17 protein-coding genes are annotated in these 19,460 nt (G+C 70.9%); 3 read left to right on the forward strand and 14 right to left on the reverse strand.

Features of this window, described 5'->3' with window-relative positions:
• Nucleotides 1-6 precede the first annotated feature (6 nt).
• The 4 genes from ACGFY5_RS31995 to ACGFY5_RS32010 form a co-directional block, all read right to left on the reverse strand.
• The gene (locus ACGFY5_RS31995; RefSeq protein WP_392725697.1) at nucleotides 7-486 is read right to left on the reverse strand and encodes a MarR family winged helix-turn-helix transcriptional regulator; all 480 of its coding nucleotides are present in this window, start codon (nucleotides 484-486) and stop codon (nucleotides 7-9) included.
• 180 nt (nucleotides 487-666) lie between these two features.
• Nucleotides 667-1,599 carry a CPBP family intramembrane glutamic endopeptidase gene (locus ACGFY5_RS32000; protein ID WP_392725700.1) on the reverse strand — a complete coding sequence of 311 codons (933 nt, stop codon included), beginning with the start codon at nucleotides 1,597-1,599 and terminating at the stop codon, nucleotides 667-669.
• An 83-nt stretch (nucleotides 1,600-1,682) separates the two neighbouring features.
• On the reverse strand, nucleotides 1,683-2,342 hold the full coding sequence (locus ACGFY5_RS32005; protein ID WP_392725703.1) for a response regulator: 660 nt from the start codon (nucleotides 2,340-2,342) through the stop codon (nucleotides 1,683-1,685).
• Nucleotides 2,330-3,580 (reverse strand): sensor histidine kinase, encoded by a 1,251-nt coding sequence (locus ACGFY5_RS32010; protein WP_392725705.1) that lies wholly within the window; start codon nucleotides 3,578-3,580, stop codon nucleotides 2,330-2,332. Before ACGFY5_RS32010 ends, ACGFY5_RS32005 begins: the two co-directional genes overlap by 13 nt.
• Before the next feature lie 138 nt (nucleotides 3,581-3,718).
• Here ACGFY5_RS32010 and ACGFY5_RS32015 point away from each other — a divergent pair, with 138 nt between their 5' ends.
• Nucleotides 3,719-3,910 (forward strand): hypothetical protein, encoded by a 192-nt coding sequence (locus ACGFY5_RS32015; RefSeq protein ID WP_392725708.1) that lies wholly within the window; start codon nucleotides 3,719-3,721, stop codon nucleotides 3,908-3,910.
• On the opposite strand, the gene ACGFY5_RS32020 is transcribed toward ACGFY5_RS32015, so the two are convergent.
• Together ACGFY5_RS32020 and ACGFY5_RS32025 are read right to left on the reverse strand one after the other, a co-directional pair.
• On the reverse strand, nucleotides 3,892-4,728 hold the full coding sequence (locus ACGFY5_RS32020; RefSeq protein WP_392725711.1) for a nucleotidyltransferase family protein: 837 nt from the start codon (nucleotides 4,726-4,728) through the stop codon (nucleotides 3,892-3,894). The genes ACGFY5_RS32015 and ACGFY5_RS32020 overlap by 19 nt on opposite strands.
• 11 nt (nucleotides 4,729-4,739) lie before the next feature.
• Nucleotides 4,740-6,320: a C40 family peptidase gene (locus ACGFY5_RS32025; RefSeq protein ID WP_392725714.1), complete on the reverse strand. Its 1,581-nt coding sequence runs from the start codon at nucleotides 6,318-6,320 to the stop codon at nucleotides 4,740-4,742.
• A 451-nt stretch (nucleotides 6,321-6,771) separates the two neighbouring features.
• Here ACGFY5_RS32025 and ACGFY5_RS32030 point away from each other — a divergent pair, with 451 nt between their 5' ends.
• The gene (locus tag ACGFY5_RS32030; RefSeq protein WP_392725716.1) at nucleotides 6,772-8,262 is read left to right on the forward strand and encodes a DedA family protein; all 1,491 of its coding nucleotides are present in this window, start codon (nucleotides 6,772-6,774) and stop codon (nucleotides 8,260-8,262) included.
• A gap of 69 nt (nucleotides 8,263-8,331) precedes the next feature.
• On the opposite strand, the gene ACGFY5_RS32035 is transcribed toward ACGFY5_RS32030, so the two are convergent.
• The 7 genes from ACGFY5_RS32035 to ACGFY5_RS32065 form a co-directional block, all read right to left on the reverse strand.
• Nucleotides 8,332-8,979 (reverse strand): response regulator, encoded by a 648-nt coding sequence (locus ACGFY5_RS32035; protein ID WP_392725718.1) that lies wholly within the window; start codon nucleotides 8,977-8,979, stop codon nucleotides 8,332-8,334.
• A gap of 41 nt (nucleotides 8,980-9,020) precedes the next feature.
• Nucleotides 9,021-12,473, reverse strand: coding sequence for a M12 family metallopeptidase (locus ACGFY5_RS32040; RefSeq protein ID WP_392725720.1), 3,453 nt, complete (start codon nucleotides 12,471-12,473; stop codon nucleotides 9,021-9,023).
• A gap of 22 nt (nucleotides 12,474-12,495) precedes the next feature.
• Nucleotides 12,496-12,987, reverse strand: coding sequence for a hypothetical protein (locus ACGFY5_RS32045; protein WP_392725722.1), 492 nt, complete (start codon nucleotides 12,985-12,987; stop codon nucleotides 12,496-12,498).
• Between the two features lie 193 nt (nucleotides 12,988-13,180).
• Nucleotides 13,181-14,188, reverse strand: coding sequence for a serine protease (locus ACGFY5_RS32050; protein WP_392725724.1), 1,008 nt, complete (start codon nucleotides 14,186-14,188; stop codon nucleotides 13,181-13,183).
• A gap of 131 nt (nucleotides 14,189-14,319) precedes the next feature.
• Nucleotides 14,320-15,177: an SMP-30/gluconolactonase/LRE family protein gene (locus tag ACGFY5_RS32055; RefSeq protein ID WP_392725725.1), complete on the reverse strand. Its 858-nt coding sequence runs from the start codon at nucleotides 15,175-15,177 to the stop codon at nucleotides 14,320-14,322.
• A 45-nt stretch (nucleotides 15,178-15,222) separates the two neighbouring features.
• Entirely contained in the window at nucleotides 15,223-16,455 is a 1,233-nt protein-coding gene (locus ACGFY5_RS32060; protein ID WP_392725726.1) for an MFS transporter, read from the reverse strand.
• A complete protein-coding gene (locus ACGFY5_RS32065; RefSeq protein WP_392725727.1) occupies nucleotides 16,452-17,666 on the reverse strand; it encodes an MFS transporter in 1,215 nt (404 codons plus the stop codon). The genes ACGFY5_RS32060 and ACGFY5_RS32065 overlap by 4 nt, the downstream gene beginning before the upstream one ends.
• Nucleotides 17,667-17,769: 103 nt before the next feature.
• Here ACGFY5_RS32065 and ACGFY5_RS32070 point away from each other — a divergent pair, with 103 nt between their 5' ends.
• Complete coding sequence (locus ACGFY5_RS32070) at nucleotides 17,770-18,360, forward strand: CGNR zinc finger domain-containing protein (RefSeq protein WP_392725728.1); 591 nt, start codon at nucleotides 17,770-17,772, stop codon at nucleotides 18,358-18,360.
• A 141-nt stretch (nucleotides 18,361-18,501) separates the two neighbouring features.
• On the opposite strand, the gene htpX is transcribed toward ACGFY5_RS32070, so the two are convergent.
• Complete coding sequence (htpX, locus tag ACGFY5_RS32075; protein WP_392725731.1) at nucleotides 18,502-19,374, reverse strand: zinc metalloprotease HtpX; 873 nt, start codon at nucleotides 19,372-19,374, stop codon at nucleotides 18,502-18,504.
• Nucleotides 19,375-19,460 lie beyond the last annotated feature (86 nt).

Consider the following 19,460-nt stretch of genomic DNA (forward strand, 5'->3'; position numbering starts at 1 on the left):
AATCCCTTACGAACGTTGTCGTGCTCGACGGGCGGGGCCTTCGGCGGGTTCGGCGAGATGGTGGGTGGCCAGTTCGGTGAGGACCGCGAGCAGCGCGTCGCGGTCCTTCGCTCCGAGTGAGCCGAGGGCGTCCGCGTGCACACGGTCGACGATCTCCTGGCTCCGGCGTGCGACTTCGGCGCCCTTCTCGGTGACCGCGATGATGCGTGCGCGGCGGTCGGTGCTGGACGGGCGGCGCTCGGCGAGGCCGGCCTCGTCGAGGGCGTCGACAGTGACGACCATCGTCGTCTTGTCCATGTCGCCGATCTCGGCGAGTTGGGCCTGCGTCCGCTCTCCTTCCAGCGCGTGGACGAGGACGCAGTGCATCCGGGCGGTGAGGCCGATCTCCGCCAGCGCCGCCGCCATCCTGGTCCGCAGAACGTGGCTCGTGTGGTCGAGCAGGTACGAGAGGTCCGGGCTCGTGCGGTTGGGCGCCATCGCGGTCATGCCCCCAGCGTACGACTGCTCCCGTTGCAGATCATCCGCCTCCGAACGCCGAGAAGGCCCCCGACCGGGGGCCTTCTCGGCGTCCAGGACGCTGGTCCGCCGCGAGCGCGGCGCCGCAGGGCGAGCACCGCCGCAGGTGGCCGTCGGCCAGCGAAGCGCAGCCCGCGGGTGCGGGGGCCGTCAGGCCAGTGGCGCGGGGCCTGCGGGCGCGGACGCCGGGGTCGGCCGAGGGGCGGCGTCGGCATCGGAAGCAGCTTCGGCGGTGTCGAGGCCCAGGCGGCCGCGGGTGGCGATGATGAGGATGATCGCGCCGATCGTCGTGACGATGATCAGGCCGTGCAGCGTGTCCTTGGCGTGGTCGAGCTTCGGGAACACCTCGGGCCACACCAGCGAGTACGTGCTGTTGATCAGCGCGTGCAGCAACATGACCAGCGGCAGGCTCTGCCCACTGCGGTTGAACACCCACGTCATCACGAGGCTCAGCGGGATGCACGACGCGACGAACTCGACCGGCTGGATCCAGTCGACGTCCGGGTAGCCGCCCCACTCGGTGAGGAACAGCGGCAGGTGCCAGCAACCCCAGAGGAACCCGAGCACGCAGGTACCGACGACCGGACCGAACCGGCGCTGCAGACGGGGCAGCGCGAAGTCCCGCCAGCCGGGCTCCTCCGCCGTCGCGGTGGTGATGAACTGCACGATCACCATCGGGATGAACGCGACAGCGATCAGAACCGACGGGGCCCGAACCTCTTCCCACGCCGCGGGCAGAGCAGCCGTGCTGAGCAGGATCGCGGCCGGCACACCGAACAGCACTCCGAGGAACCAGCCCCACCCGACCCGCCAGCGGAACAGCCGCCCCTTCCAGTGCCGCAGCCCGGCCCTGCCCTCCGCGACCATCGTCACGATGAACGCGGCGGTCAACGGCCCGAGGTACGCGCCGGGGAGTAACCCGACGAGCTGACCGGAGCCGCCGATCTCCGGGATGTGGATGTCGGGCTCCACGTTCGTGCCGTGATCCCCCAGCACGTAGGGCATCCAGAACATCCAGCTGACCCCGAAGGCCAGTGCGAAGAAGCTCGTGAGCGGAAAGCGTCGGATCAGGTTTTTCAGCATGGGAAGAGTTCATCGTTCCGCGGCGTTCCGAACACTCCCGCTCATTGCCGTGCTGAAGTAGCGCCTGCTGTACCCCGCCTGCACTACTGCTTGCGGCGGACGTCCTCGAGGTACCGCAGCACCGCGGTGACCCGGCGGTCGTTCTCGTCGTCGGGCGGCAGGTCGAGCTTCGCGAAGATGCTGCGGATGTGCTTGTGCACCGCCCCGTCGGTGACGACGAGCCGCTCCGCGATCGCGGCGTTGCCCAGCCCTTCGGCCATCAACGCCAGCACGTCGCGCTCCCGTGGGCTCAGCCGTTCCAGCCGCGGATCCGTTCTCGTCCGGGACAGCAGCTGCGTGACGACGTCCGGGTCGATCGCGGTGCCACCGTCGGCGACGCGGTACAGCGCCTCCAGGAACTGCTCCACGCGTCCGACGCGCTCTTTGAGCATGTATCCGAGGCCGTTGCTGCCGCCGGCCAGCAGCTCGGTGGCGAACGCCTGCTCGACGTAGGCCGACAGCACGAGGATCGACAGCTTCGGGTGGCGCTTGCGCGCCTCGACCGCGGCCTTGATCCCCTCGTCGGTGTGCGTCGGCGGCATCCGGACGTCGACCAGCGCGACGTCCGGCCGATGGGTGTCGATCGCCTCGAGCAACTCGGCCGCGTCACCGGCCGTCGCCACGACGTCGAGCGCTTCGGCCCTCAACAGGAGAGCGAGCCCCTCACGCAGCAGGGGGTCGTCCTCACCGATCACGATCCGCACGGGAGCTCCACGGCGAGGATCGTAGGGCCTCCCTTCGGACTGTCGAGACGCAGGACTCCGTCATACGCCTCGATCCGGCGCCGGATGCCGTCCAATCCGGACCCGTTCTCGGCGTTGGCGCCGCCGTGGCCGTCGTCGGTGATCTCGACGAGCAGCTTTCCGCCACGCAGCGCGGCGGTGACTCTGGCCTGCTGCGCTCCGCTGTGCTTCGCAACGTTCGTCAACGCTTCGGCGACGACGAAGTACGCCGTGGCCTCGACGGACGCCGCACATCTGCCCGACACGTCGATCTCGGCTTCGCAGGGGACGGCGGACGCGCTGGCCAGGCCGGTCAGAGCTCCGGCCAGGCCGCGGTCGGCGAGTACGGGCGGAAGGATGCTGCGGGCCACGGCACGGAGTTCGGCCAGTGCGGTTTCGGCGGCGTCCTGTGCGCGGGCCAGGATCGCTTCGGCTTCGTCCGGGTTACGCGTCAAGGCTCGGCGAGCGGCGCCGAGCAGCACGTTCACCGCGACGAGGCGGTTCTGGCTGCCGTCGTGCAGGGCCCGTTCGATCCGTCGCAGTTCGACGGCGTGCGCGTCGAGCGCGGCGGCGCGGGTGGAGGTCAGTTCGGCGACCCGCATCGAGAGGTCGACGCTCGGGTCGGGGACGAGCAGCTTGCGCGCCGGCCACGACTGCACCCGCGCGATGTTCGGCACCACGCCGATGATCAACGCGACCCAGCCGACGCCCAGCAGCGTGGCCCAGAGCGCCTCGAACGGGCTGTCCACGTGGCCGATGCCGATCGACGTGGTGGACGGGGTCTCCGGACCGATCCACCACCAGAGGAAGAACGTCAGGTCACGCAGCGCGAAGAGGGGCAGCAGCACGCCGATCAGGCCGATCAGGAACCCGAGCGTCGCGTGGACGGCGATCCAGCCCAGCTCGCGCCGGAGCGACAGATCGGCCAGCGCCCCACGGACCCCACGCGTCGGCGGATCGAGTTCGGGCAGGTCGACGTCGTAGCGGGCCAGCCGATGCCGCTCCCGGTTCGCCAGCGAGCGCACCGTCCTGGCCACCACCGGAACGGCGAGCAGACCGACGCCGGCCAGTGAGGCGACCGCCGTGACGACGATGACCATCAGCAACAACAGCGCCACCACCGCGGTGCCGAACCCGCCGATCAACTGCTCCAGGCCGGTCAGCCCTCGACTGGCGGCTCTGCCGAGCGCCGCGCGCACGCTGCTCCGCTCTGTGCTCATGCTCGACGACCCTAGAGCGTGCCGGTCTACCGGTCGGTACAGCCTGCTGTACCTCGAAACGGCAGTTGAGGGGCTCGGCGCGCGCTCCCGCCGTGCCTAGCGTTCATCTCGTCACCGCGACCGACGAAGGAGCCCACGATGTCCCAGCAGTCCACCTCGAGCAACTCGCAGATCCTCCGCCCCCTCCTCTGGGTCCTGCTGACGATCGGCCTGGTCGGCAACATGGCAGTGTCGCTGGTCGGCGGCTCGATGGTCGTCCACACCGCGTTCGGCGTCGTCACGTTGGCCAGCGGAATCGCGCTGGCGGTGCACTACTTCCGCCACCGCTGACCGCAGGTCGCCGACGTGGCGCTGATCAGTCGGCCCGCGGTGTGCAGGGCAGCTCGCAGGTCGATCTCCGACCGGCCGAGCCCGGCCAGCACACCGTGGGCCGCTTCGGCGAAGTCCAGCGGCGCGCCCGACAGCGCGGCTGCGGCGTCGACAGCGCCTTTCTCGTTGATCAGCCACACACCGGCGTTCGCGTGCAACGCGTGTGCGCAGAGGCCGACCACCCGGAACAGGCAGCCGGCGACGTACGCGGTGTCGCGCCTGCCGACGCCTTTGCGCGCGATCGTGAGCGCGAACTCGGCCTCGTTGAGCGCGGCGGTGACCACGCGCTCCTGGAGCGCGGGCGGGTAGTCCTGTGCTTTCTGCCGAAAGTCCGTGAGTGCCCCGGACGGGTCGGCGAGCACCTGCCCGAGCGCGACCTCGCCGACGTAGGAGAAGTCGGGGACGCCGAACGGGTGCCCGACCTGGAAGTGGAAGCTGAACCGGCCCTCGCGGGCGTCGTGCCAGGCGGTGTCGACGCGGTCGAGTTGGCGGTAGATCCAGTCGACAGGGGTGTCGGCGATGCGAAGCCAGCCGCCGCCGTCGACCCACGGGCCCCAGGCGCCCGTCGCGGTGACGGTTGCCTCGGGGCCGGACAGTTCTCTGGCGAGCGCGCCGAGAGCGTCGACGTCGAGTGGGGGCCGGTAGTACAGGCCGAGGTCGACGTCCGAGGAGTCGGTGTGGGCGCCGCGGGCGCGGCTACCGCCCAGCATCACGCCGATGATCCCCGGTACGTCGACCAGTCGCTGCGCCATGGCGTGCAGTTCGTGGTCGCTGAGCACGTTCTGATGATCTAACAGGCGACCTTGGAAGGGCTGGGGCTAGGGCTCGGACTCGGTGAGCCGGTCGGGGTCGGCGACGTCGACGGGGACGGGCTGGCGCCGCAGGTCTTCGCGGCGGAGCTCGACTTGCTGGGGGTCGCCTTGCTGGGGCTCGCTGACGGCGAGGGCGGCCCGATCGGCGAGGGCGTTCCGGTCGGCGAAGAGGTCGCTGACGGCGAACCCGACGCCGCCCCGGACGGCGATCCGGAGGCCGACCCGGACGGCGAGCCCGACGCCGCCCCGGAGGGCGAACCCGACGCGGTCGCTGACGGCGAACCTGTCGGTGACCCGGACGGCGACCCGGACGGCGAACCCGTCGGTGACCCGGACGGCGAACCTGTCGGTGATCCGGAGGCCGAACCCGATGGCGAGCCCGACGGCGAGCCGGAGGCCGATCCGGATGGCGAACCTGTGGGCGATCCCGACGGGGAACCCGAGGGCGAGCCGGAGGGGGAAGCCGACGGGGACGGGGTCGGCTTTGTGGGGGATGGCGCGGGAGCCGGGGCCGGGACGGGGATCGGCCGCGGCTTCACGCTCCCCGGCGCAACGCGGGTAGCGGCGTAGAACTCCTCCCACCACACGGGAGCAACTCGCACCACGTCCCCGGTGGTCGGCGCGTGCAGCATCTTCCCGTCACCGAGATAAATCGCCACGTGATGGATCGAGTCCCAATTCGACTTGTCGGTCGCGAAGAACAACAGGTCACCGGGGAGCAACTCGGTAGTAGGCACCAACTGCGTAGCCCGGAACTGCGGCCGGGCAGTACGCGGCAACGACACCCCGGCGTACGCGAACGCGGTCTGCACGAGCCCCGAACAGTCATACGTGCTGGGACCTTCAGCCCCCCACACATAAGGCTTCCCACGCTGCGCCAACGCGAACTCGATCGCGTTCAGCACCGCCGGCGCGGCAACCCCCTTCGCGTCCCGGATGTACTCCGACGACCGCGCGGCGTCCACCGCCTCCTGCCCCGCCTCCGCGGCGTCGATCACGTGCTCGCGGCCGGACCGCAGTTTCTTGATCTCCGTAGCCCGGCGGGACAGCTCCGCGCCGATCTGCTCGACGCGATCCGCCGCCGCCTCCGCGAGCGCGGTCGTCACGTTGACGTCGCTGATCGCGGTGCGTTCCGCGGCCTCGGCCCGGGCGAGGAGAGCCTCGGCGGTGTCGGTCTCCGGGTCGGGGTGACCGAACATGCGACGGCGGGGGTCGCCGGGTAACGCGGACGGCTGGTCCGCCGACTCGATGTACGTCTTGCGCGCCCACTCGTCGAAGTCCGCCCGCGCGGAAACGACGTCGTCGGCGGCGGTGGCCCGGCGGCTTTCCGCGCTCGCCTGGTCACCGCGCGCGGTGGCCAGCTCGCCCTTGGCCTCTTCCAGCCGCTCCGCGACTGCTTCGGCGGCGATCTGCTTCTTCTTCACCTGCTGCGCGAGGGTCTCCCCTGCGGCCGGCGCTTCGTCGGACGCCGTTTTCTCCGCGGTCTTCTCCGCGGTCGGCGTGGTGGTCGGCGTCGTCTCGGCCGCTGGGGGTGGCACCGGGGTATCGGCTCGCGCCACGCCCGCTGAACCAAACAATAACCCGGCGGTGACCAGCACCGACACCGCTGCGGTAGTCCTGCGTCGCCCGATCATCGCGTCACCAAGTACCCGGGCCGCCACCGGCCCAGTCCTCACCAAGCGCACTGATCGACGCAAACGCACATCCTCACCAGAGCTATGCCCAACGCGACCTAGGTTTCCATCGTTGCCACAATTGACGGCGAACGCATCGTGAAACGGCAGAAAACCTGAGGATCCACAGGATCGCCTTACGTGAGCGAACCATCCACCTTCCGTCGCCGTGTACCTACCGCTGGTCATGAAGGCGCACGGGAAGGACGGGTCTCAGGATGCAGCACGGCTGAATCTCAGGGTGGCCTCCCAGGGCTCTCCCCGATGTATCGAATCGTCCGAAAGCGAGAGTCTGCAGGCGCCCGGCCGGTGGAGCCGGTGACGCGGAGGTCGCCTCATGCAGACCGTCTTGGACAACCTCCTCGGTCTCCCGGCGCCCGTCGTCGTCGTTCTCGCTTTTCTGATCCTGGCCGGAGAGCCCGCCCTGCTCGCCGGCGTACTCCTGCCGAGCGTCTCGACCGCCCTCGGCTTGGGATTCCTCGCCGACAACGGCACGATCAACCTCCCCACCGCGATCGCCACCGCCATCGCAGCAGTGATCACCGGCGACACCTGCGCCTTCTTCGCCGGCCGCCGGGGCCGTTCTGCCGGAGGGCGCGGTTCGGGGTCGTGGCGGAGGCGGTTCGTCGAGCGGCGGCTCGAGGGGGCGATGGGTCGTGCGGCGGGGCTGACCGCTCGGCACGGCGGGCGGTCGGTGTTCTTGGCGCGCTGGATCGTCGGCGCGCGCACGCTGGTGCCCCGCCTGGCCGGCACCGGCGAGATGCCACTGGGCACGTTCCTCCGGTACAGCGTCCCGGCGGGCGTGCTGTGGTCGGTGTGCTGGGTCGGCGCGGGGCAACTCGCCGGGAGCTCGTACCGCCAGGTCTCGGCGGTCGCGGGACAGGCCACGCTCGGCCTCGTCGTGGCACTGGTCGCCATGGTCGCCGGCATCGTCGCGGGACGTCGACTGGGTCGGCTCGGCGGCACGTCCACCCCGCGGCTCGTCGCCGCACTGACGATGATCGGTGGCGCCCTGACCGCCCTGGTCGTGCTCGCCGTCCAGGCCGGTGGGCTCCCGCGGGTCGACGAACCGGTCGCGGCCGCGCTCGACTCCCTCTCATGGGGCGGCCTGGACCTCGCCGCCGAAGTCCTGCTGACGTCCACGCCGTCGTACAGCGTCATCGCCGTCGCGGCCGTCGTCGTGCTACTTCGCCCCGTGCGCTCACCCCGCCGGCGCGGCGCGCTGGGCCTGCTCGCCTCGGGCGGCGCCGTGGTACCCCTCGTCCTGCTCGTGATCGTGCTGAACGTCGCCGAAGCAGTGGCACACAGCGAGCGTCTCTTCGCGATCCAACACGCGACCTCGACCACCGCGATCGTGCTCGCGTCCTGGACGGTCGCCCGGAAACAACCGACCTTGCTGCGCCGGGGTTCGGCGTGGACGATCGGCGCCGCAGCGGTCACCCTGCTGGCCGCGGGCCGGATCTATCTGGGCTGGGGATCGGTGAGCAGCACCGTGGCGGCGCTGCTCATAGCTGTGGCCTGGGCCGGAGTGTTCGCCGCCGCGTGGGCGGCCACACCGGCAGCCCAGGCCACCGTGGCAGATCGACGAGGTTCAGGCAGCGAGACCGCCGGGGCGGCCGAAGATGCGGCGACGGAGCACAGCTACCGGGCTTCCGCGGTGAACCAGGCTGTTGTGGAGTTCGAGAAGGGCCTGTACCTCGGCTCGGTTGTCACTCGACGCTCCTGGCTGGGCGCAGGCTCCACAGTGAAGTTCGAACATGACGGTTACCTCCTGGCCCTTCCGGCGCCGATCGCTCCGGACGATCGGTTCGCAATCCCCACCGGATAAATCCGGTCTTCGGGTAGTCCCCAGTGGAAACCTGATAGAAACACGTTCTCGAAACGTCACTCTGTGCAGTCAGCGCACGATTCCGGCATCCCGGGCAAGTAGTGCGGCTTGGACACGATCGCTCACGGACAGCTTGTTGAAGACCGCTGACATCTGGTTACGGATCGTTTTCTCGCTGACGTTCAGGTGGCGGGCGATCTGCGCGTTGGTGTCACCCATCGCGAGCCGGTTGACGATCTCCAGCTCGCGTGTCGTGAGCTGGTCGAACGGGGGTGGGAGCACTGCCGGTGCGCGGCGGAGCGCGGTGAGGACCGTCGGCCCCACCCGCGGCCCGAGGACCACGCCGCCGCTGGCCACGGTGCGTAACGCGTCGATCACCATGTCGGGGTCGGTGTCCTTGAGCAGGAAACCCCGGGCACCGGCATTGAGGGCCTTGGCGACGATGTCGTCGTCGTCGGCCATCGTGAGCATCAGCACCGCGGCGTCGGGGCAGGCCTCGAGGATGCGGCGGGTGGCGTCGATGCCGTCCCCGTCGGGGAGTGCGACGTCCATCGCGATGACGTCGGACTGGCACGTGATCGCCTCGCGCACGGCTTCCTCGACGCTGGCGGCCTCGGCGACCTCGCTGACCCAGGGTTCGTCCTCGAGCATCACTTTGAGTCCACGTCGGACGACGGGATGGTCGTCGACGATGAGAACCCGCTTCGGCTCGTCCACCGGTGTGCCTCCCTGGAACGACCACGCGCCGCTCACCGGAATCACACCACGCTCGTCATCGGGACGGCGACCGTGGTGGGCGCGCCACCCGTGAGCACCGGGCAGGCGGCGGCGGTGACGAGGTCGCCGGTGGCGATCGTGCCGTCGCCGGAGACGTCGACGTGCGCCTCGACCGTGTAGACGGCGTCGGGGTCGACGCCGGTGACCGGGACCCGGAACGGGATTCCGGCGCCGCCGCTCAGTGGGACGTTGGTCATCGTCACCTCGCCGACGGGGGTCATCGGTCCGCCGGTCGTGGTCGTGTCCCGAACACTGACCACGACACTCGCGGCTCGGCCGCCCGGACCGTCGTCCGGCAGACGCAGCACCCCGGTCACCGCGTCGACGTCGCCTGGCGCTTCAGCGGGCGCCCCCACGACAGCGGGCGCCCCCGCGGCGGCGGGCGCCGCGGCGGATGCGCCGACTCCGGCGGACGCCGCGGTGGGCGCGCCGACTTCGGTGGGCGCCGCGGTGGGTGCGCCGACCTCGGTGGGTGCCGTCGTGGGCGCCGGTTCTTCGGCCGGCGCGTCTTGGTACATCCGCTCGAGTACGCGGCAGTCGCCGTCGGAGAGTTGTCGCCGCTGCCCGAGCGGGAGGCCGCCCGGGGGCGGGGGCATCACGGTGTCGAGGGTCCGCTCGCCGTTCAGCGAAAAGGCCACCCGGGGGTAATGCATGATCGACTCGTAGTCGTAGGGGCCGGATTCCGGGCCGACCGCCTGGATGAGGAAGTTCGGCCGGGCCTCGGTGGTGATGTTCTGCCAGTGGATCGTGACGTACTCGTCGCGGTCGGTGCGGCAGTGCTCGTGCCAGCGGCCGAGCGTGTGGACCATCTCGTGCAGGACGCGGCCCATCTCTCCGCCCGCGAGGATTTCGATGAGCTGCTCGCCGCCGATGCGTCCGACCCGGGACGCGAATGACTCACCGATTACGAACCGGACGTAGTCGACGTGCTCGCTCGCCCGCGGCACGAACCGAATCCGGGTGCGGCTGTGCAGATGCGCGATCGCCTCCGCAACGTGCTCCTCCGCCCCCACCTCCCCCGCAACCTCAAACGGAACCACTCCCCCCGGCCACAACCGGACCCCCACCCCGAGCCCCGCCGCAGGCGCTCCGGGCACGGCAGGCGCGGGAACGCCCCCCGGCGCGGCAGGCGCAAACAAGCCACCTGGCCCGACGGGCGCGGGCCCGGCGGGCGCCGCGGGCGCGGAGGGCACGGCAGGCGCCGCGGGCGCGGGCGCGGAGGGCGCGGCAGGCGCCGCGGGCGCGGGCGCGGAGGGCACGGAGGGCCCGGTGGGCGCGGTACGCGGAGCCGCCGGCGCGAAGGCGCTACCCAGCGGCGCGGGCTCGAGCGCGCCATCCGGCGCGGAGGGCGTGGGGGCGCCGCTCGGCGCGACGGGTGTGGGTGCGGCGAGCGGGGGCGCGGAGGATCGAGGGGGGAGGGTTGGGGTGGGGGCGTCGGCGGCTCGGGGGGTGGGTATCGGGGCGGCGGGCTCGACGAGCAGCAACGATGCGGCGGGGAAGTGAACCCGCACCGTTGTGCCCGTCGGCTGCGCCGGCACGATCTCGCATTCGCCCCCGAGCTCACCGGCCCGGTCCCGCATCGACGCCAACCCCACCCCGCCCCGCACCGGGCCGGCGATCCCCACCCCGTCGTCGGTGACCTCGATCGTCAGATCGCGCCCCCGCCGCACGGTGACCCGGCAGTTCCGCGCCCCGGCGTGCCGGGTGACGTTGTTGAGCGCCTCGGCCACGACCCGGTACGCCGCCACCTCCACCGCGGCAGGCAGCCGGTCGAGGTCGTCGTGCAGATCGAGATGGACGGACAGCGCCGAGCTGTCGAACCGACGACACTCGTCCCGCAGCGCGACCGCGAGCCCACGGTCGAGCGCCGGCGGGCGTAGCTCGTCGACCAGCTGCCGCACCTCGGCCGTGCAGGCCGCGAGGTCACCGGCCAGCGCGTCGAGGATGTCCCGCACCCGCCCGGGCCCCGCGACCTTCCGCGCAGCCCGCACCTGCATCGACATCCCGGTAAGCGAAGGCCCCAACCCGTCGTGCAGGTCACGACGCAGCCGCCGCCGCTCCTCCTCCTGCGCACGCACCAACCGTTCGCGCGACTCCTGCAGGTCGCGAGTGAGACGGCTCGCCTCGACGGCCACCCCGGCGTGCAACGCGATGTCGGCGAGCAGCTGCGTCTCGCGCGGCGTGAAGTGCCCCCCGTCGGTCCGCGGCGACACCAGCAACCGTCCGATGTGCTCACCACGCGAGATCATGTCGAACGCCTGCACAGTGGGCCCGACCTGCCCGTACCAGGCCAGCAACCGGGACCCCTGCTGCTCGGACACCTCCACCGCCACGTACGGCACCTGCAACGAGCTCGCGATCGTGCCGGTGAGCAGCGGCAACACGGCGTTCGGCTCCGCGGTCTGCCCGAGCACGTCCCCCATCTCGGCGATGACCTTGTACGGATCGTGCCGGTCGCCGTACAGCAACTGATTGACGCCCTGCTGCACCCGACGGTGCAGCGGCGCGTACGCGATCGCGATCACCCCGGTGGTGACCAGCGAGATCGAGTCCGCTGACGTGTTGCGCATGATCAACTCGCGCAGCACCGTGACGATGGAGACGAAGCCGACCACGACCAGCGCGGTCATGACCAGCCAGACCAGCGTCCGGTTGAGAACGCGGTCGAGGTCGTACAGCCCGTAGCGGACGATCGCGACCGTCATCCCGAGCGGCACGGCGACGGCGGCGAGCACGTACCCGCCGTCGAGGTTGAAGAACGAGAGCCCCCAGCCGAGCAAGAGCAGCACGACCGCGGGCAGCAGACACGCCAGCTGCTGCCGGGTGTCGCTGTCGGCCCGGCGCCAGCGCGACCACAGCGCCCACAGCACTCCGAACGCCGACAGGATCGTCAGGAACAGCGCGACCGCGAAGATCCGGACGAACAGGTGGGAGAACGGCGTCAGTGGCTCGTCGACCCGGCTCAGCAGCGTCCGCGGCTCGTCGTACGCGGCGACGGCCAGCGCCACCGCGCCGACGGTGGTGAACAGCCCCAGCGCGATCGCCAGCGGCCGCCAACCACGACCCGGTAATCGGCCGTCGGGGAAGACCAGCAGCGCCAGGAACAGCAGCCCGTATGCCGGCCACCACGACCACTGGCTGAGCCACGCGACCGGCGTCCACTCGGTCCAGCTCACCGCGACCGTGCCGAGCGCCGCGGTGGCGCCGGCTGCCAGGAGCAGCCGGCCGACCAGGTGGCGCGGCACGGCGACGAGGATGAGAACACCCAACGCGGTGCACGACACGGCGACCGCGATGCTGATCCCCACCGGCCCGGCGTCCGGGTCGTGGTCGCCGACGAGTTGGCCGACCAGAACGGCCGCGACGACGAGGGCCACGACCGACGCCCCCGCAACGGCGCGGGGAGACGGTCTGGTCAGGAAGGGATTAGGCATCCGGTTACCGTTCGCGAGGAGGTCAGAGCTTGTGCATCAGGTTGTGGAACCAGTTTCCGGGGTCTCCCTGGGCCTCCCCGGCCACGCCGGCGCCGTGCGTGATGCCGCTCAGCACCGCGATGCTCTCGGTCAGCGACTTGCCGTCCAGCGCCGGGAGCTCACCGAGAGCCTCGTCGACGCTGAGCCCGTAGTCCTCCGAGATCTCGTCGGGGTGCGACGAGGTGTACTCGGCCAGGTAGGCGAAGACCGCCGCGATCCGCGCCTGCACGGCCGCGGGGTCGGGCTTCTCGTTCGTCTTCACCAGGCCCCGCAGCGTCCAGGCCTCGTCGAACACCGGGGCCAGGCGCTGCCCGTCCTGGTCGTAGAAGTCGAGCCCGCGCGGCGGCTTGAGGTGGGCGCCCTCGTGCGTGTCGAGTAAGTCGCTCACGTTGCAGAACAGGTGGGCGAACCGGTCATTGACGTCGATGACGAAGACGGTCTCCGTCGAGATGGTCTCGTGGTCCGAGATGGTCACAAGAAGTCCTTCGCACTGTGGACGGAGCGGTCGCTCCGTCGATAGGTCAATGGTGGGGTATGCGGGGCTGTCGGCGCCCACGAGTGGGAGCCGAGATCCCCCTCGGATCCCGGCTCGCACCCGGAGGACACCGTCCTCACCAGCCCCCCAGCTCTCACGTCCGTAGGCGTGCGGAAGTTCGCGTGCGGATCGTCTAGCCATCCGTCACGCGAACACCCAGCAGCGACTGGACGGCGACGATGTTGTTCAACACGCTGACCCGCCCGGATCCGGCGAACAGCAGACCCACCGCACCCTCGTCGGGGTCGGTGACGAGGCTGCCGGAGTCTCCGCCGGCCGACATGTTCGTGGTGACGATCTGCTGGCCGAACCGCGCGATCCGGCCCCGGTCGTAGTGGACGTCGACCGTCACATTGACGTTGAGCACGAACCCGGTCGTGAAGTTGGTGGTACGGCCCCACTTCTGCAGGGTGTCGTTGATGTTCGGCTTCGCGTTGAGCGTCGTCACCTCGCCCGCCCAGTAGACGCGGCGGTCGGTGTCGTGCACGCCCTCGGCTATCGCGGCGTCCACGAAGTTCACGGGCTTGCTGGAGCCGTCGTGGAATTGGATCGGAACGAACCGCACCAAGCGGCCGATGACGTCGGCCGGGTAGCGGCCGCCGTCGACCAGCGCCGGTTGGAGCACCGGATCACCCGAGCGACCGGCGTTGCAGTCGGCGAGCGCGTAGTTCGTGCTCAGGATGTAGTAGCGGCCAGCCTCGTCGGTCGCGGGCTGCGCATCGAAGCAGCCGGCGCCGAACGTGCCGGCGTTGCCACGGAAGTGGCCGACGCTGACGCCGGCGAACGCGGGCCGCACCCGCTGGCCCAACTGGAAGGGCCCGACCCCGAGCGATGCGGTGGCGCTGCCCCGATCGGCCCAGGGCTGCGGACCGCCGCCGGCGCGGATGAGCCCGACCTCCTGCACGTCGGTCGCGATGCCGTCGAGTTCCGCGGGAACGATCGCGGTGGGTGAGAGGTAGCGGGCGTCGACTTTCCGGTGGACCAGAACGGTGATCGCCCGTTCGCCGGTGTTGATGCCGCCGCTGTAGCGGTGGCCGAGACCCACACCGACGACGTTCGGGCGGCCCAGCAATGCGTCCTGGTATTTGACCTGGGTCTCGACCAGAGGGAGGAACTCTGAGCGAACGACCTGCGGGAGCATGCGGTGTCCCTTCGGGGGAGTTGCACTCCACCCTGGTGGGTCCGCTGACCCGGTCGACAGAGACGGCTGTCCCGACTCGTCGGGCACCCTGCCCGAACCACCGGGACCCGCTTGGACCGTCTCGGGAGAACCTAACCCGCGAATGCGAACGGCGTCAGCCCACGGACGCCGGGCCGGACGTGGAACAGCGCGCCCGCCTGCGGTTCGGCGTCCGACGGCAGGTTCTCGCGCGTCGTCGTGACGAACAGGTCCCGGTCGACGAACGCGCAGGACGTCGGCTGGCTCACCGGCAGTTCGACGACGAGGTCGAGCCGACCAGACGAGTCGTAGCGGTGCACCGCGCCGGCCCCGTAGAGCGCCACCCACACGCCGCCGTCCGCGTCGATCGTGAGGCCGTCCGGCGTACCCTCGTCGATCGCGACGAATTCGCGCCGCTCGTGCAGGTCCCCCGACGAGGGGTCGACGTCGAACACGTCGACCCGCTTGGTCGGCGAGTCGACGAAGTAGGCGCGGGCGCCGTCGGGCGTCCAGGACAGACCGTTGGAGACCGTGAGATCGGTGAGCACCGGGTGCACGCTGCGGTCGGGGTCGAGCCGGTAGAGGGTGCCGCGGCCCGGCTCCTGGCCGTAGGACATCGTGCCGCAGTAGAAGCGGCCCCGCGGATCGGCTCCCCCGTCGTTCATCCGGATCCCGTCCTCGCTGAACGCCTCGATCCAGACCGGTTCGGCCTCGTCGGGGGCGTCCAGGTCACCGGGGTCGAGCAGGGCGAAGCCCCGCTCGGTGGCGAGCACCCAGCCGCCGTCGCGCCGGGGACGGAGCGCAGCCGCGACGTCCGACACCAGACGGCGGGTGACTCTGCTGGTGAACGGGTCGTACGTGAGAACGGCACCCTTCAGCATGTCGACGAAGCGGAGAGTTCCCTCCGCCGCGTCCCACACCGGTCCCTCGCCGTGCTCCGTGCACGCGTCGGTCACCTGCTCCGCTCGCACGTCCACCTCCTGTCGACGGGCTACCTGTACCCCGAGCGTCCGCCGTTATGCGGAGCGTGTCACCACCCGGCGCAGCGCGTTGCGCGGCACCGCGGCGGCGATCGCCCCGGCGGCCGTCGTCAGCGCGGCCAGCGTGAACGCCAGCGCCACACCGGACTCCCGCTCGACCAGCACACCGGCCACGGCAGCACCCGCCGCCGAGGCGGCGAACACCACTGTCGCGACCCAGGTGTAAGCCTCGTTCACCATTCCGGCCGGCGCGATCCGCGAGACCAGGTTGTTCTCGACGGTCAGCGCCGGAGCCAGCGTCAGTCCGGCGACCACCAGCACCACGGCCATGAAGCCCGCCGACGGCACGAGCGCCATCGTCGCCAGACCCGCAGCGACCGCGCCGAGCGCGACCGCCCACTGCGTCGGCAGCGACCGTCGGAACGAACGCGTGCCGTACCAGAGCCCGCCGGTGACGCTACCCACGCCCCAGAGGCCGAGCAGCAGGCCGGCCAGCCCGTCGGCGTCGGCAGCGGACCGCTCGGCCGCGAACGCCGGGATCGCGACCCCGACGACGCCGAACGCGAACGCCAGACCGGACGAGACCGCGAGCAGCAGCGGCATGCCGAGCGCGACCGCCGGGCCCAGACCGCGCGCGGGGGCACGACCGGGCTCCGGACGCCAGGCGCGCGTCGCCTTGCCGGCCGCCACCGCGAGCGTGCCGCCGAGAGCCAGCACCGCGGCCACGACCAGCGAGACCGACGGCTCGGTGACGATCGCCAGCGCACCGACGACCATCGGGCCGAGCACGAACACCAGCTCGAACGCCGTGGTCTCCAGCGCCAGCGCGGACTCCCGCAGCCGGCTCGTCTCCGGGGTGGCCGTGAGCTCGGCCCAGACGCTGCGCACGGTCGCGGTCAGCGGGGGCAGGCATGCGCCGAGCAGCGCGGACACGGCCCAGAGCACGGGCGCGGCGGCGTCGGCCGCCGTGGCCACCAACACCGCTGCCGTGGCCACCGGCCACGCCACCCCGGTCGCGACCAGCACCGGAGCCGGTCGGAACCGGTCGGCGAGCCGGCCGAGCACCGGGCCGACGATCGCGTTCGCGACGGCGTACGCGGCGCTGGCGATACCCGCTGCCGCGTACGAGCCGGTGGACCGCTCGACCAACAGCACCAGCAGCAGCGGCGCCATGCCGATCGGGAGCCGTCCCAGAATGCTGCCGACGAGCATCGTCCGGGCTCCGGGCAGCCGCCACACCTCTGCGTAGCGGCTCAGACCCGCGCTCACGCTTCCACCTCCGACGTAGTAGTCAGTCCGGTGCCGGGCACCGTGGCGACCGCCCAGGCGATCGCCGCGGTCAGCGCGGCGAGAAGAAGGGCCACTGTCACGCCGCCGGGCCGGTCGACGAGCAGGCCACCGATGGCGGTGCCGGACGCCACGGCGGCGTACGTGATCGTGGACAGCCAGGTGAACGACTCGGTCAGCGAGCCGCGCGGAGCGAGCGCGGCCACCAGCGAGTTCTGCACGGTGATGGCCGGGGCGAACGCAGTGCCGCCGAGGAACAGCACCAGGCCGATGAGCCAGGCGTTGCCGAGGAACGCGAGCGGGGCGAAGCCCACCGCACACGCTGCGAGCGTCCACCGGTACTGCCGGATCATCGGTGCCGCGAAGCGCCGGGCGCCGAACCACAGGCCGCCGATCGCGCTGCCGACGCTCCACACCGCGAGCAGCACGCCGGACAGCGCCGGAGTGCCGTGCGCATCCGCGAAGCCGGCCACCGCGGCCTCGATCGCACCGGTGCCGAACAACAGCGCGAACGCCACGAGCAGCGCCGGGGCCATCCCACGGGCGCGCAGCGGCGTGCGCCGCACGGTGCCCGGCTCGGTCGGCCGCGGCCGCCAGCGACGGCTCGGGCGGCTCGCGGCGACGGCCAGCGAGCCGACCAGCGCGGCAGTGGCGGCGCCGAACAGCGCCAGCACCGGGCCCGTCGTTCCCGAGGTGGTCGCCACGGCGAAGGCCACCAGCACCGGGCCGATCATCCAGACGAGCTCGAGCGCGATGGCGTCGAGCGCGAACGCGGTCTGCCGGGTGGAGTCTGTGCCGGACAGGTCGGTCCAGATCGCGCGCAGCGTCGAATTGAGTAGTGGAACCACCGTTCCGGCGAGCCCGGCAGCGAGGTACACCGCGATCACCGGGGCGTCGGACAACGCAGTGAAGACGAGCACGGCGACGGCGAGCGGATAACCGACGCCGGTGCCGATCAGGACGGCGGTGAAGCCGCGCCGGTCGGCGAAGCGACCCAGCAGCGGCGCGACCGCCGCGGTGGACAAGCCGTACACACCGACCGCGATCCCGCCTACTCCGTACGAGCCGGTGCGGTCAGCCAGGAACAGCAGAATCGCCAGCGGGGCGATGCCTGCGGGTAACCGGCCGACGATTCCGGCGACGATCAGCAGCGGGGCCGACGGTAGGCGCCAGAGTTCTGCATAGCGGCGCATGACGCGTCGAACCTGCCTTCGCACTCGAAGCTGTTATGGGCATAAATGATTTAGCCCCCTACACTTGCTCCCGACACTACCTCTGGAAGCGGTAGGTGGCCAAATGGAATACGACACTTACAACGCTGACGCCGTGCAGCTCGCGGTGGACCTCGCCAACCTCACCTCGGCGGATGACGTGGCGGTGGCCGATCTGACTCCGGCCAGCGAAGAACTGCGGGCGACGTGCGAAACGTTCGTGGCGACGCACGTCGACTGGTTCTCCGAGCTCGCCGACGTGCCGATGACCGACGTCGAGGTCGTCGAGATCGCGGAGTTGTCGCACTGTCTGCGTGACGTCGCGGAGGCGAGCACCGACCAGGAGTCGGTCGACCGGCTCAACGCGCTGTTGCACCAGTGCAGGCCGGCGCCGCGCGCGACGAACCACGACGGGCGGATGCACCTCCACTACTCCGACGACGACGCCCCGCTCACCGAGCAGCTCGGCGCCACCGTGTCGATGGCATTCGCCAACGTCATCGTCCGGCAGGGGCGGAATCGGATCGGAATCTGCGCCGCGACCGACTGTGCCGATGTGTTCGTCGACACGTCCCGCAACCGCTCGCGCCGCTACTGCTCCGAAACCTGCGCCTCCCGCACGACGGTGTCCGCCTACCGCAAACGCCAGAAGGCTGGCGCGGCCAAGAACGCCTAACCGGCCCTACGACGGCTTCCCGGGCCTACAGTCGCCCGCCGTAGGCCCGGGAACTCGTCGAAGGCCCGGTTGGCCGTCGTCGGCCCCGGACACGCGAACGCCCGCCCGGCGTACCCCGGGCGGGCGTTCGACAGCAGGCCATCAGCGGGCGGGCATGTACCTGGCCATGTCCTCCAGGCGCGCGACTCGCTGCTCCATCGGTGGGTGGGTGCTGAACAGGTTGGCCACGCCGGACTTGCGGAACGGGTTGTCGATCATCAGGTGGCTCGACGACAGCAGCCGCGACTCCTGCGGCAGCGGCAGCGTCTGCGTCCCCATGTGGATCTTCCGCAGGGCGCTGGCCAGTGCCAGCGGGTCACTCGACAGCTTCGCGCCGTCGGCGTCGGCCTGGAACTCGCGGCTACGGCTGATCGCCAGCTGAACCAGCGACGCCGCGATCGGCCCCACGATCAGCGTCAACAGCAGGACGGCCGGGTTCGGGGAGTCGTCGTCGTCGCCCCCGCCGAGCGGGATGAAGAACGCGAGGTTCGCGATCATCGTGATCATCGTGGCGAGCGCGCCGGCCACCGACGAGATCAGGATGTCGCGGTTGTAGACGTGGGACAGTTCGTGCCCGATCACCGCCCGCAGCTCGCGCGGGGTGAGGATCTGCGTGATCCCCTCGGTGACGGCGACCGCCGCGTTCCGCGGGTTGCGTCCGGTCGCGAACGCGTTGGGCTGATTGGTCGGGCTGACGTACAGCCTCGGCATCGGCTGCCCGGCGACGGTCGCGAGCTCGCGGACCATCGCGTACAGCGCGGGCTGGTCGACCTCGCTCACCGGGTAAGCGCGCATCGAGCGGAGGGCCAGCTTGTCGGAGTAGAAGTAGCTGAATCCGTTCATGCCGATCGCGATGATCCCAGCGATCACCAGGCCGGTCGACCCGCCGAACACGTACCCCACGGCCAGAATGAGGCCGCTGAGGACGCCGAGCAGTAGCGCAGTCTTCAGCCCGTTGAAGTGGTGGTGCACCATTCCTCCAGGCGAGTGGTAGCACGGAGTGGGAAAGCTCCGTCAGTCCGTAGAACGCGAGGTACAGCTCGGACGTTCCCGTCGTTAAC

Source organism: Cryptosporangium sp. NPDC048952 (genome assembly GCF_043197895.1).
In the GTDB taxonomy this organism is placed as follows: Bacteria; Actinomycetota; Actinomycetes; order Mycobacteriales; family Cryptosporangiaceae; genus Cryptosporangium.